This window comes from Qipengyuania sp. BR81-2 (assembly GCF_055693895.1).
Genome location: NZ_CM146344.1, coordinates 1,383,442 through 1,396,428 on the forward strand (window position 1 = coordinate 1,383,442; position 12,987 = coordinate 1,396,428).

Below are 12,987 nucleotides of genomic sequence, written 5' to 3' on the forward strand. Positions count from 1 at the left end.
GGGTCCAAGTGGCGGGCATACTCATTCAAGCTGCCCCGGAGTCGCATGGCCCTGCACGATCCTGTTCGCCTTACCCCCATTTCCCGCCAGTCCCTGCGCGAAGCATACAGGGCCGAGGAGAATGCCTGTGTCGCCGAGCGCATCGCACAGGCCGCGAACGCCGCTGCAAAACACGATGAGGCCGCCGGGCTGGCAGCACAGCTGATCGAAGGCGCGCGCCGCCGCAAGGCGTCCGGGATCGACGCTTTCCTCCACCAGTACGGCCTCGCCACGGAAGAGGGCGTCGCGCTCATGTGCCTCGCCGAGGCACTACTGCGCGTGCCTGACGCGCCGACCGCGGATGCGCTCATTCGCGACAAGATCGGCGACATCGACTGGGCCGAGCATATGGGCGAAAGCGCCTCGACCTTCGTCAATGCGGCGACCTTCTCGCTGATGTTGACGGGCGAAGTCCTCGAGCGGCCGGAAGAAGCGCAAAGGGGCATGGGCAAAACCCTGAAGCGCGCGGTCAACCGCCTCGGCGAACCCGTGATCCGCAAGGCGACGCTCCAGGCGATGCGTATCCTCGGTGGGCAGTTCGTCTACGGTCGCACGATCAACGAGAGTCTCAAGCGCGCCGCACCCGAGCGCTCCAAGGGTCTTACGCACAGCTTCGACATGCTCGGCGAAGGCGCGATGACCTATGAGGATGCCGAGAGGTATCGCCAGGCTTACGAGCGCGCCATCGACCGTCTCGCCCGCGAGGCTTCGGGCAAGGTTTCGACCAGCCCGGGCATCTCGGTGAAGCTCTCCGCGCTGCATCCGAAATACACCTTCCTGCACACGGACAAGGCAGTGACCGACCTGCTGCCGGTCTTGCGCGACCTTGCCGCCAAGGCGCGCGATGCGAACATCCATTTCACCATCGATGCGGAAGAGGCCGACCGGCTGGAACTCTCGATGGACATCATCGAGGCGCTGGCGCGGGATGATACGCTGTTCACCCGCGAAGACGGCAGCCAGTGGCATGGCTTCGGCCTTGCGATCCAGGCCTACCAGAAGCGCGGTGTGCCGATGTGCGAATGGATCGCCCGCCTTGCCCGTAAATACGATCGCCGTTTCTTCGTCCGGTTGGTCAAGGGTGCCTATTGGGACACCGAGATCAAGCTCAGCCAAGTCGGCGGTTTCGAAGACTATCCGGTCTTCACCCGCAAGCTTGGCACCGATGTCAGCTACCTTGCATGTGCAGAGAAGCTCTTCGCTGCAGATGACGTGATCTACCCCGCTTTCGCCACTCACAACGCCTATACGATCGGCGCGATCAAGGCGCTGGCGGGATCGAAGCCCTTCGAATTCCAGCGCCTCCACGGCATGGGCGAGGACGTCTACGGCGCGCTCGCGCAGGTCGAGGGCAACCGTCGCACCAATGTGCGAATTTATGCGCCGACCGGCACGCACAAGGACCTGCTCGCTTATCTGGTGCGCCGCCTCCTGGAAAACGGGGCGAACTCCAGCTTCGTCAACCGGATGGCCGATGCCGAGGTGCCAGTATCGGACCTCGTGACCTGCCCCGTCGCCGACATGCAGGCGCTCGAGCCCTATCGCAATCCGGCGATCCCGCTGCCGACCGACATCTTCGGCAGTCGCCGCAATTCGGCGGGCATCGACCTGTCCGACCCGCTCGTGCGCGAGCCGCTGATGGAGCGCCTCGAAGAGCTCGAGGGCAAGCAGTGGCGCGCGGAGCCGACATTCATGTCTTCGGGCGAAGGCGAGGTCGCTCCGATCAACAAGCCGCACGATCTCACCGCACAGGTGGGCACGCGCCGCGACAGCCTCGATTTCGAAGTCGAGGAAGCGATCGCCCGCGCAGAAGCCATCCAGCCCGGCTGGAATGCGCTCGGCGGCGAAAAGCGCGCGCTGCTGCTCGAGGCGGCAGCCGACCTGTTCGAGGAACACACCGACGAGTTCCTTTCGCTTTGCCAGCGCGAGGCCGGCAAGACGCTGACCGACGCGGTGCTGGAGCTGCGCGAGGCGGTCGACTTCCTGCGCTATTACGCCAGCGAAGCGCGCCGCCAGTTCACCGGGCCGATCCCGCTGCCCGGGCCGACCGGAGAAGAGAACCGGTTGAGCCTTGCCGGCCGCGGCGTGTTCGCTTGCATCAGCCCGTGGAACTTCCCGCTCGCCATCTTCATCGGCCCGCCGGCCGCCGCGCTTGCTGCAGGCAATACGGTGGTCGCCAAGCCTGCAGAGCAGACGCCGCTGATTGCCGCGCTCGCAGTCGAGCTTTGCCACGAGGCAGGCATTCCCGAGGAAGCCTTCCAGCTCTTGCCTGGCGCGGGCGACGTGGGCGAGATGATCACCTCCGATCCGCGCATCGCAGGCGTGGCTTTCACGGGATCGACCCAGACCGCACAGGCGATCAATCGCAGCCTCGCCGGACGCGACGGCCCGATCGCGACTTTCATTGCCGAGACCGGCGGCCAGAACGCGATGATCGTCGATTCGACCGCGCTGCCCGAGCAGGTCACGCGCGATGTCGTCGCCTCCGCCTTCCAGAGCGCGGGCCAGCGCTGTTCGGCGCTGCGCGTCCTGCATATCCAGGACGACGTTTACGACGAGATGCTCGCGATGATCCGCGGTGCTTTTGAAGCGCTCACCATCGGCGATCCGGAAGAGCTTTCGACCGATGTCGGCCCGGTGATCGATCCCGACGCCAAGGCCGCGCTCGAGCGGCACGTCGCACGCCGCAAGACCGGCGGTTCGCAGGTCTGGCGGCGCAAGCTGCACCGCGGTTCGTCGAAGGGCTGTTTCGTCGCGCCCACGATCATCGAACTCGACAGCATTCTCGACCTGAAGCGAGAGAACTTCGGCCCCGTGCTGCACGTGGTCCGCTATCGCGCCTCGGAAATCGCCCGCGTGATCGAGGAGATCAACGCCACCGGATACGGTCTCACGCTCGGCCTCCACAGCCGCAACGACGACATGCGCGCCTTTATCGAGGCACGGGCGAGGGTCGGCAATTTCTACGTCAACCGCAACCAGATCGGCGCGGTGGTGGAAAGCCAGCCGTTCGGCGGCGAGGGATTGTCGGGCACCGGCCCCAAGGCGGGCGGCCCGCATTATGTCGCGCGCTTTGCGACCGAGCGCGTGGTCTGCATCGACACGACCGCAGCAGGCGGCAACGCGACCCTGCTGGCAAGCTGAACCGAGCTGCTGGAGGTTGCGAAACGCAGCGGGCTTGGATTAAGTCCGCGCCATGGTTCGCATCCTCCGCAGTCTCGTCCTGCTCGTTGCGCTCGGCTGGTCCTCGCTGGCCGCCGCAGCTGTCGACATCACCTTCCATTCGTTCAACGGATCGGTGCTGGCAGGTCGCTATCCGCATACCTTCGTCTCGATGGTCGGCACGCTGGAGGACGGCACCGCAATCAAGGAGAACTTCGGCTTTTCCGCCAAGAACACCGGCCTTCACCTGCTCAATGGGCCCGGCCGGCACATGATCCTGGTCGAGAAGGAGAAGTGGCTGACCAAGACCAACCGCCACTTCACGATCACGATTTCTGACGAGACCTATCACGAGGTCCGCGCGATGGTGGAAGAATGGCGCAACGCACCGGGCAAGTTCTACGACCTGAAGACGCGCAACTGCATTCACTTCGTTGGCGAGATTGCCAGGATCGTCGGCCTCCAGGTGGCCTATCCCGAAGACATGCTGCGCCGCCCGAAGAAGTGGCTCAACCACATCACCGGGCTCAATCCGCAACTAGGCGCCAGGGTTGTCGACTAGGCTGCGACCTCGTCGCGCTGCTCGGCGAGGATGCTCCAGCCCGCGATGAACAGGCCCGCGACCAGCGGCCCGACGACAATGCCCGACAAGCCCATCAGCGCGATGCCGCCGAGCGTCGTGATCAGGATCAGCCAGTCGGGAATGCCGGTGTCGCGCCCGACGAGGATGGGGCGCAGGATGTTGTCGGCCATGCCGATTACAGCAACGCCCGAAAACAGCACCACGATACCCTCCCAGATCGCGCCCGTCGCCAAGAGATAGAGCGCGGCCGGCGCCCATACGATGGCCGGGCCGATGGCGGGCAGGAGTGAGGCGATGGCCATGATCACGCTGAGCAGGAGGACCGAGGGCATGCCGACGATCCAGAAGGTGATCGCGCCGAGCGCGCCCTGCACCAGTCCGACGACGACCGAGCCCTTGATCGTTGCGCGCACGATGCCGAGGAAGCGCTCGGCCAACTGGTCGGCAACGCCGCGTTCCATCGGGAGCGCATGGAGCACGGTCTCGCCAATCTTGCGTCCGTCGCGGATCAGGAAGAAGCTGACGTAGAGGCCGATCGCGAAGGCCAGCACGAAACCGAAAACGCTTCCGCCGATGGCGATGGCCTGCTGCGCGATCAGTCCGAGACTGGCCTGCAGGAAGGCCTGTGCACGGTCGAGTAGGGCAGGGAAATCGCCCATTCCGCTCTCGGTTAGGCTGGCCTGCAGGCTGGCGGGGAGTAGGCCGAAGACCTGCTCGAACCAGTCTCCGATATTGATCTGGCCCTGCTGGAAGGCGACCACCAGACGGGCCGCTTCGCTGACAACCGCGCTGCCGATCCAGAGCGCCGGAATGATCACCGCGATGAAGATCACCAGCAGGGTGAGTAGTGCGGCCTGCGTGTCCTTGCCGGGGCGCTTGGCCTGGAACCAGCGGAACAGCGGCTGGAACATGATCGCCGCCAGCGTCGCCCACAGGAGTGGGTTGAGGAAGGGCAGCACTACCACCAGCGCGGCGAGGCTGACGAGCGCGAGGAACAGCAGGAAGCCGCCCTGTTCGATGCGCGTCTTGCCGAGATGTTCCATGTCGCTCCTCCCCTTAGAGCGCTATCAGACGTCGAGATTGGCGACGTTGAGGGCGTTCTCCTGGATGAACTCGCGGCGCGGTTCGACGACATCGCCCATCAGGCGGGTAAAGATTTCGTCGGTCACGTCGGCGTCCTCGACCTTCACCTGCAACAATGCGCGGTTTTCCGGATCGAGCGTGGTCTCCCACAGCTGTTCGGCGTCCATTTCGCCCAGGCCCTTGAAGCGGCTGACCTTGAGACCCTTGCGGCCCGCGGCCATCACCGCATCGACCAGCTGCGTGGGCAGGATGATCGCATCGTCACCGACGACTGGTGCATCGTCCGCCTCCTCGACATCGGCTGCGTCAACCTGCTCCTCCGCATCGTCTTCGGTGCCCTTGATGAGGCGGACGGGCGAGGCATAGACTTCCGCGTTCTCCTGCGCGACGCGGTGGAGCTTGCGCGCCTCCGCGCTTTCGAGGAAGCGCGCTTCGATCTCGTAGACGTCGGTGACGCCGCGCCACACGCGCATGAAGCGGACCTGACCGTCTTCGCCCATTTCGGCGGACCACTTGGCTTCCGGATCGCCCATCTGCAGCTGCGCCGCAGCCTTGGTGAGCGCCGGCGAACGATCGCCGCCCGCCGGGTTCAGCGCACCTGCCAGAGCCATCGCCTCGATGATTTCGGCGTTGTACTTGCGCGGCACATAATTCATGTGGTTGCGCACGCTCAGCGCATGCTGGACCAGCGCCTCGAGCTCACCCGAGGCGCGCGCGCCGCCGGCGGTTTCGAGAATGCGGCCCTGCAGACCGGCATCGATCAGGTAGCGATCGAAGGCGGCCTGGTCCTTGAGGTAGACCTCCGACTTGCCGCGCGTGACCTTATAGAGCGGTGGCTGCGCGATGTAGAGGTGCCCGGCCTTGACGATCTCGGGCATCTGGCGGTGGAAGAAGGTCAGCAGCAGCGTACGGATATGCGCGCCGTCGACGTCGGCGTCGGTCATGATAACGACCTTGTGGTAACGCAGCTTCTCGAGGTCGAACTCATCGCGGAGGCCCGTGCCCATCGCCTGGATCAGGGTGCCGACTTCCTTGGAAGAGATGATCCGGTCGAAACGCGCACGCTCGACGTTGAGGATCTTGCCCTTCAGCGGAAGGATCGCCTGGTACTGGCTGTCGCGGCCGTTCTTCGCCGATCCGCCTGCCGAATCACCCTCGACCAGGAAGAGTTCGGCCTTGGAGGCGTCGCGCTCGCGGCAGTCGGAGAGCTTGCCCGGCAGCGAGGCGATGCTCATCGCGCCCTTGCGGCTCATCTCGCGCGCACGGCGCGCGGCTTCGCGGGCAGCGGCGGCGTCGATGATCTTCTGGATGATCGCCTTGGCTTCGTTGGGGTTCTCTTCGAGCCATTCGCCCATCTTCTCGCCCATGAGGCTTTCAAGCGGCTGGCGGACTTCGGAGCTGACCAGCTTGTCCTTGGTCTGCGAGGAGAACTTGGGGTCGGGCAGCTTGACCGAGACGATGGCGGTGAGGCCCTCTCGCATGTCTTCACCCGAAAGCGAGACCTTCTCCTTCTTCATCAGCCCGGAATTGGTCGCGTAGTTGTTGAGCGTACGCGTCAGCGCGGCGCGGAAGGCTGCAAGGTGCGTGCCCCCGTCGCGCTGGGGGATGTTGTTGGTGAAGGTGAGGACATTCTCGTAATAGCTGTCGTTCCATTCGAGAGCGACGTCGATGCCGATGCCGTCCTTCTCTGCCGACACGGCGATCGGATCGGAGACCAGCGCCTGCTTGTTGCGGTCGAGATATTTCACGAAGGCCGCGATGCCGCCCTCGTAAAAGAGATCGTGCTCGAGCGCCTCTTCCGGACGGTTGTCGCGCAGGAGGATGCGCACGCCCGAGTTGAGGAAGGCCAGCTCGCGGTAGCGGTGCTCGAGCCGGTCGAAATCGAACTCGGTCACGTTCTTGAAGGTTTCGTCGCTCGCCATGAAAGTGACGCGCGTGCCCTTCTTGAGGCCGTTCTCGTCGCCGTTGGAGGCGACCGGCGGGGCATCGCCCACGACGCGCAGGCTCTCCACCGCATCGCCGTGCTCGAAGCGCATCCAGTGTTCCTTGCCGTCGCGCCAGATGGTGAGTTCGAGCCATTCGGACAGCGCGTTGACGACCGAGACGCCCACGCCGTGGAGGCCGCCCGACACCTTGTAGGCGTTGTCATCCGAGGTGTTCTCGAACTTACCGCCCGCATGCAGCTGGGTCATGATGACCTCTGCCGCCGAGACTCCTTCTTCCTTGTGCATGTCCACGGGAATGCCGCGGCCATTGTCTTCCACGCTCACCGAGCCATCGGAATTGAGTTCGATCAGCACGAGGTCGCAGTGACCTGCCAGCGCTTCGTCGATGGCGTTGTCCGACACCTCGAACACCATGTGGTGAAGGCCCGATCCGTCGTCGGTATCGCCAATATACATGCCGGGGCGTTTGCGGACTGCGTCGAGGCCCTTGAGGACCTTGATCGAGTCTGCGCCGTAACCGTTCTTCTTCGGCGCTTCTGCGCCCTGTTCTGGGGTGTTCTCGTCCATGACCATCATATAGGCTCTGGAGGGGTAAAAACCAAAGATTTCGGGCCAATTTTACCCACAGGGAAAAGGGCGGAAGGTTGCAACTGCAACCGGTTGATTTCGGCCCCGTTTGGGCGCATCGATCATTCATGCTTTCTGTGCTCGACATCTTCCGGATCGGGATCGGTCCTTCTTCCTCGCATACGGTCGGGCCGATGCGCATCGCGCGGACCTTCGTGCGCTCGCTGGCGAAGGGCGGGAAGCTGGAGAAGACCGCGCGCCTCGCAGTGGAATTGCAGGGTTCGCTGGCGCTGACCGGCGTCGGGCACGGCACTCTCGATGCGACGATGCTCGGCCTCATGGGCTTTGCGCCCGACACCACTTGTCCCGACGAGGCTGCGACGGCGCTCGCGAAGCTGCGCGAGGAAAAGCGTCTTCTGCTTGGCGGCAAGCATGACATCGTCTTCAACCCGGAGGCGGATATCGACCTTGCCGGACACATCATTCCCGAGCTCCACCCCAATGGCATGAAGCTGGCTGCGATCGATGAGTCCGGCGGGAAGCTTGCCGAGCGCACCTATTACTCGACCGGCGGCGGTTTCGTCGCCTCGGCAGCGCAGCTGAAACGCAAGCCCAAGGACGACCGGATCAACGCGGGGATGCTGGTTCCCTTCGACTTCGGTTCGGCGGAAGAGCTGCTCGCCAGCTGCGAGGCGACCGGCAAGCCGATTGCCGAATTGGTGCTTTCCAACGAAGACGCATTTCGGCCGCGCGACAAGACGCTCGAAGGGATCGACCGGGTTGCGCGGGCGATGGACCAGTGCATCGAGCGCGGCCTGACGCAGCGCGGTATCCTGCCCGGCGGGCTCAAGGTCCAGCGCCGCGCTCCCGACATGTGGGACAAGCTCTCGGCCAATCCGTTGTCGAACGAGCGCGAGCAGCTTTTCGACTGGCTCAACTGCTATGCCATGGCGGTGAACGAGGAAAATGCCGCGGGTGGCCGCGTCGTCACCGCGCCTACCAATGGTGCGGCGGGCATCATCCCTGCCGTGATCCGCTTCTATTGTGTTACCGAAGGCGAGGAGCCTTGCCGCGATAGTCGCCGGACTTTCCTCCTCACCGCCGGTGCGATCGGCCTTCTTTACAAGCAACGGGCAAGCATTTCGGGTGCGGAAATGGGCTGCCAGGGTGAGGTTGGCGTCGCCTGCTCGATGGCGGCGGGCGGACTGGCCGCATTGTGGGGCGCCACACCTGCTCAGGTCGCAAGCGCTGCGGAAATCGGAATGGAGCACAACCTCGGCCTGACCTGCGACCCGGTTGGTGGACTGGTGCAGGTGCCATGCATCGAGCGAAACGCCATCGGCGCGGTGAAGGCGGTCAACGCGGCGCGCCTCGCATTGCACCGGACAGGCGCCGAAAGCACCGTCAGCCTCGACCAGGTGATCGAGACCATGCGCCAGACCGGGCTCGACATGAGCAGCAAGTACAAGGAGACTTCGCAAGGCGGGCTCGCCGTCAACGTCATCGAATGCTGACTCGACAGCGCCGCGCCTGTCGATAGGGTGCGCGCCATGGGAGACAGCTACGACCTCGCCGCACCATTCGGCAATTTCAGCGACATCTTGGGCAGGAATGTCCGGCAACTGGGCGAAGCGCTCGCCCTGCGCGACGAACGCGGCGACCTTACCTGGGCAGAGCTTGGCGAGAGGGTCGAGCGTATCGCCGCCCGCCTTCTCGAAGATGGACTCGAGCGCGGGCAGGCAGTCGCCATCCTAGGCTATTCGAGCACGGCCTATGCGCTCGTCTTCCTTGCCGCCGTTCGCGCCGGCGGTGTTGCTGCGCCGCTGACCACAAGCGCCAGCCCGCAGCAGCTGGCGGGAATGGCAAAGGACTCGGGCGCGAAGCACATCTTTATCGACCGCGCCAAGCTTTCCGAACTCGGTGATCAAAGCTTCCCCGGCATGACGAAGATCGTTCTCGACGAAGAACTCGATCGCTGGATGGCGCCTGCAGGCACCACTGCGCCGGAGGTCGAGCACCAGCCTTCCGATCCGTTCAACATCATCTATTCATCGGGCACGACCGGCACGCCCAAGGGCATCGTCCACTCGCACCAGATGCGCTGGCGGCAATTCGCTGCAACGGCAGCAAGCTGGCTAGAGGCCGGGCTCGAAGTCCGCAGTCTCGCCTCGACACCGCTCTATTCGAACACGACGATGGTCGCCTTCCTGCCCGCCCTCCTCGCCGGGGGCACGGTGCGCGTGATGGGCAAGTTCGACCGGCTGCGGTGGCTCGAGCACGCACAGTCCGATCGTACGACGATCACGATGCTCGTGCCGGTCCAGTACCAGCGCCTGATGGACGAGCCGCGTTTCGACGAGTTCGACCTTTCCTCGCTCACGCTGAAATACTGTACCTCCGCACCCTTCTCCGCAGAGCTGAAGCGCGAGGTGCTCGAGCGCATGCCGGGCGCACTGATCGAGATCTATTCGATGACCGAGGGCGGCGTCGTCTGCCTGCTCGAAGCGCACAAGTTTCCAGACAAGCTGCACACCGTCGGCCGCCCCGCACCGGGGAGTGAACTCAAGGTCCTCGACGACGATGACAATACGGTTGCGCCGGGCACGCCGGGCAATCTGATCGGGCGCAGCCAGACGATGATGACGGGCTACAAGAACCAGCCCGAGAAAACGCGCGAGGGTTACTGGACCGACCCCGAAACGGGCGAGGTCTGGCAGCGCATGGGCGATATCGGGCGCGTCGATGCGGAAGGCTTCGTCGAACTTGTCGGCCGCGCCAAGGACATGATCATTTCGGGCGGGTTTAACATCTTTCCGGTCGACCTCGAAAATGCATTGCTCGAAGAAGGCGACGTGCTCGAAGCGGCCGTGATCGGCGTGCCGTCGCGTCAGTGGGGCGAGACGCCGGTGGGCTTCGTTCGGCTGGAAGAGGGCGCGCGCGATCCGGAGGCAATCCGCGAGGCCGTCAATTCACGGCTCGGCAAGACCCAGCGGCTGGCACTGCTGCATGCCATCGAAGAGATGCCGCGCAGCCATATCGGCAAGCTGCTCAAGACCGACCTGCGCGAAGAAGCGGAGCGCCGCGGCCTGCCTGCGTGATGTGCGCCGCCGCGATTCGAGACGCGGCGCCGACACATTGGGGGGAGGGGAGAGGAGTGTGTGGGCGGCCGCGTCTCTACTCGCTGCCATATCGCCTCCGGGGGAGCGTTGCCCTGCGCTAGGAGTTCGCAGTGCCGTTCCGGCTGGCCCGCTGGCCCGGAGGAAGGCGACGACAGTATCTTGGGGAAGGGACTGTCGCCATCTCGTTGCGACGCTGAGAATATTGGGAGGGACATCTCGGCGTCGTCTGTGAGGCTTGTAATAATATTGCAAGCGTTTGAACGAAAGTGAGAAAACGTCGACTATAGTTGCGTTTTACGCAAGTGTCGACGGCAGCGCGCCCTCGGTGTGCGGTTGCGTGCACGGTTGCGCGCCTTGCAATATTCCTACATCCTGTCGCCATAACAGTGGGTTGCCGAGTCGTATCCGGGGTCGCATCCGGAGGAACCGCTTGGCCACGAGACGCTACAAGGCATTCATCAGCTATTCGCACCGCGACAAGCGGGTCGCGAACTGGTTGCACGGGCAGCTCGAAAATTTTCGTGTGCCCGAGGGTATCGACGCGCCCGGTCTCGAGAGTGGATTGCGGCCGGTGTTCAAGGATCGCGAGGAACTTCCGGCCTCGGAAGACCTCGGCGCCGCGCTGGAAGAAGCGATCAGGAACAGCGACGCGTTGATCGTCCTGTGCTCACCGCATTCGGCCATTTCCCCTTGGATCGCGAAGGAGATCGACCTCTTCAAGAGGGTCAACGGCGACGCCCGTGTGTTTCCGGCAGTCATCGATGGCGAACCGCCCTACAATATGCCCCCGCCTCTGCTGGTTCATTACGAGGACGGAACACCGACCGAAGAGCTGGCGGAGCCGATCGCGGCCGACCTCCGGCCCGAAGTCGACGGGCGCAAGCTAGGTGTCCAAAAGCTGGTCGCCGGACTGATCGGGGTGGGGCTCGACGAGCTGGTCGATCGCCAGTCGCGCCAGCGCAACCGCCGCATGGCCCTTATTGCTGCGGCCTCGTTCATCGGCATGGTCGTCGCCATCGCGATGGCGCTCTACGCCCTCCAGCAACGCGACACCGCACGCGCCGAACGCGCCGAGGCCAACGGCCTGATCGAGTACATGCTGACCGACCTGCGCAAAGAGCTGGAGCCGGTGGGGCGGCTGGACCTGCTCGATAGCGTCGGCGAACGGGCGATGGATTATTATGCCTCGCAGGACCTCGAAGATCTCAGCGCCGAAGAGCTCGCCCGCCGCGCGCGCGCCGTCCAGCTTGTCGCGGAAATGCACAACCTTCGCGGAGACAACGACCGGGCCCTGCCCGCTTTCCGGCAGGCGGCCCGGACCACCAAGGAGCTGATCGAGCGCAATCCGAACGATACCGATGCTCTCTTCGCCCATGGCCAGAGCCTCTACTGGGTCGGCTACATCGCATGGCAGCGCGGCGATACGGATGCCGCGCGGGAATCGCTCGAAGGCTACGCGCGCATTTCCACCCGGCTGGCCGAGATGGACCGGTCGAACCTCGATTGGCAGATGGAAGAGAGCTACGCGCTCTCGAACCTCGGCACGCTGGCATTCGACGGCGGGGATTACGAGACCGCGCTCCCCTTGTTCGAGCGCAGCGTGGAAACCGTCGAGCGCGTCGCGGCGGCAGAGGGCCGGCCGGCAGCCCGCCTGATCGAATGGGGCGAGGGCATTTCCTGGGTCGCCAGCACGCAGAACAGTCTCGGCGAATTCTCCGAAGCGCAGCGAACGCTCGAAAAGGAGATCGCGCTTTACGAGGAAGCCTTGAAGAAGGCTCCGCGCAACTCGGACGCGCTTCGTCCCTTGGTATTCGCCCGCCAGCAACTCGGCTGGCTGCTGGCCGCTACAGGGAAACAGGCGCAGGCGCGCTGGGCGCTCGACAATGCGGCGGCCACTGCGGAGAACCTCCTTGCGCAGGACTCGGAAAATACCTGGACCATCGAGATGGCCATTTCAGCGATCGGTACGCGCGCAATGCTCAACTGGACTGCGGGGCGCGATGCCGAGGCTTCGGCCGACTTCGACCGTGCGCAGACCTTGCTGGCCGACTTGCAGGGCCGCGATGCGAAGAATGTAAACTGGAACGTCGAACGGCCGGCCACGCTGGAACTCAGCCGCGGGCTTACCGATCGTGCCGATGCGCCGCCGGCAGAGCACCTGCGACTCGCTCGGCGCTGGATCGACCGGCTCGGCGAAGGCGATGCTCCCACGACATGGCCGCTGGTCGCCGCACACCTCATCGAGGCGTCCGCTCTTCAGCGGATGGGCGACCGGGCGGCGGCGGCTGCCGCCTATGCCCGGGCGATCGCTCTCGAAGACGAGAAGGCAGGTCTCGACGTAAACATGACCGCACTGCGCGCAGTGGCGGCCGAAAGGCTCGGGCAGGGCGACCTCGCCCGCCAGCTCCGACAGAAACTCGCAGAAAAGGGAATCAGCGCACTGATCGACAAGCGGATCGCAATCTGAACGCCTGGAACAGGAGGCAAG

7 protein-coding genes are annotated in these 12,987 nt (G+C 64.5%); 5 read left to right on the forward strand and 2 right to left on the reverse strand.

Annotated elements, in window-relative coordinates:
• Positions 1 to 45: 45 nt before the first annotated feature.
• Positions 46 to 3,183: a bifunctional proline dehydrogenase/L-glutamate gamma-semialdehyde dehydrogenase PutA gene (gene putA / locus ACZ1G8_RS06870; RefSeq protein WP_472678707.1), complete on the forward strand. Its 3,138-nt coding sequence runs from the start codon at positions 46 to 48 to the stop codon at positions 3,181 to 3,183.
• 52 nt (positions 3,184 to 3,235) lie between these two features.
• Positions 3,236 to 3,763, forward strand: coding sequence for a C97 family peptidase (locus tag ACZ1G8_RS06875; RefSeq protein ID WP_472678709.1), 528 nt, complete (start codon positions 3,236 to 3,238; stop codon positions 3,761 to 3,763).
• On the opposite strand, the gene ACZ1G8_RS06880 is transcribed toward ACZ1G8_RS06875, so the two are convergent.
• On the reverse strand, positions 3,760 to 4,827 hold the full coding sequence (locus ACZ1G8_RS06880; RefSeq protein ID WP_472678712.1) for an AI-2E family transporter: 1,068 nt from the start codon (positions 4,825 to 4,827) through the stop codon (positions 3,760 to 3,762). The two genes, ACZ1G8_RS06875 and ACZ1G8_RS06880, sit on opposite strands and share 4 nt — an antisense overlap.
• Before the next feature lie 24 nt (positions 4,828 to 4,851).
• A complete protein-coding gene (gene gyrB / locus ACZ1G8_RS06885; protein ID WP_472678713.1) occupies positions 4,852 to 7,380 on the reverse strand; it encodes a DNA topoisomerase (ATP-hydrolyzing) subunit B in 2,529 nt (842 codons plus the stop codon).
• A gap of 128 nt (positions 7,381 to 7,508) precedes the next feature.
• Here gyrB and ACZ1G8_RS06890 point away from each other — a divergent pair, with 128 nt between their 5' ends.
• From ACZ1G8_RS06890 to ACZ1G8_RS06900, 3 genes are all read left to right on the forward strand, one after another.
• On the forward strand, positions 7,509 to 8,894 hold the full coding sequence (locus tag ACZ1G8_RS06890) for an L-serine ammonia-lyase (RefSeq protein WP_472678715.1): 1,386 nt from the start codon (positions 7,509 to 7,511) through the stop codon (positions 8,892 to 8,894).
• A 36-nt stretch (positions 8,895 to 8,930) separates the two neighbouring features.
• Positions 8,931 to 10,478, forward strand: coding sequence for a class I adenylate-forming enzyme family protein (locus tag ACZ1G8_RS06895; protein ID WP_472678716.1), 1,548 nt, complete (start codon positions 8,931 to 8,933; stop codon positions 10,476 to 10,478).
• 451 nt (positions 10,479 to 10,929) lie between these two features.
• Positions 10,930 to 12,966, forward strand: coding sequence for a TIR domain-containing protein (locus tag ACZ1G8_RS06900; RefSeq protein WP_472678717.1), 2,037 nt, complete (start codon positions 10,930 to 10,932; stop codon positions 12,964 to 12,966).
• Positions 12,967 to 12,987 lie beyond the last annotated feature (21 nt).

Coding starts and splice junctions, on each gene's coding strand:
- gyrB (WP_472678713.1), bottom strand. CDS start 7,380: ATGGACGAGAACACCCCAGAACAGGGCGCAGAAGCGCCGAAGAAGAAC.
- putA (WP_472678707.1), top strand. CDS start 46: ATGGCCCTGCACGATCCTGTTCGCCTTACCCCCATTTCCCGCCAGTCC.
- ACZ1G8_RS06880 (WP_472678712.1), bottom strand. CDS start 4,827: ATGGAACATCTCGGCAAGACGCGCATCGAACAGGGCGGCTTCCTGCTG.
- ACZ1G8_RS06875 (WP_472678709.1), top strand. CDS start 3,236: ATGGTTCGCATCCTCCGCAGTCTCGTCCTGCTCGTTGCGCTCGGCTGG.
- ACZ1G8_RS06890 (WP_472678715.1), top strand. CDS start 7,509: ATGCTTTCTGTGCTCGACATCTTCCGGATCGGGATCGGTCCTTCTTCC.
- ACZ1G8_RS06895 (WP_472678716.1), top strand. CDS start 8,931: ATGGGAGACAGCTACGACCTCGCCGCACCATTCGGCAATTTCAGCGAC.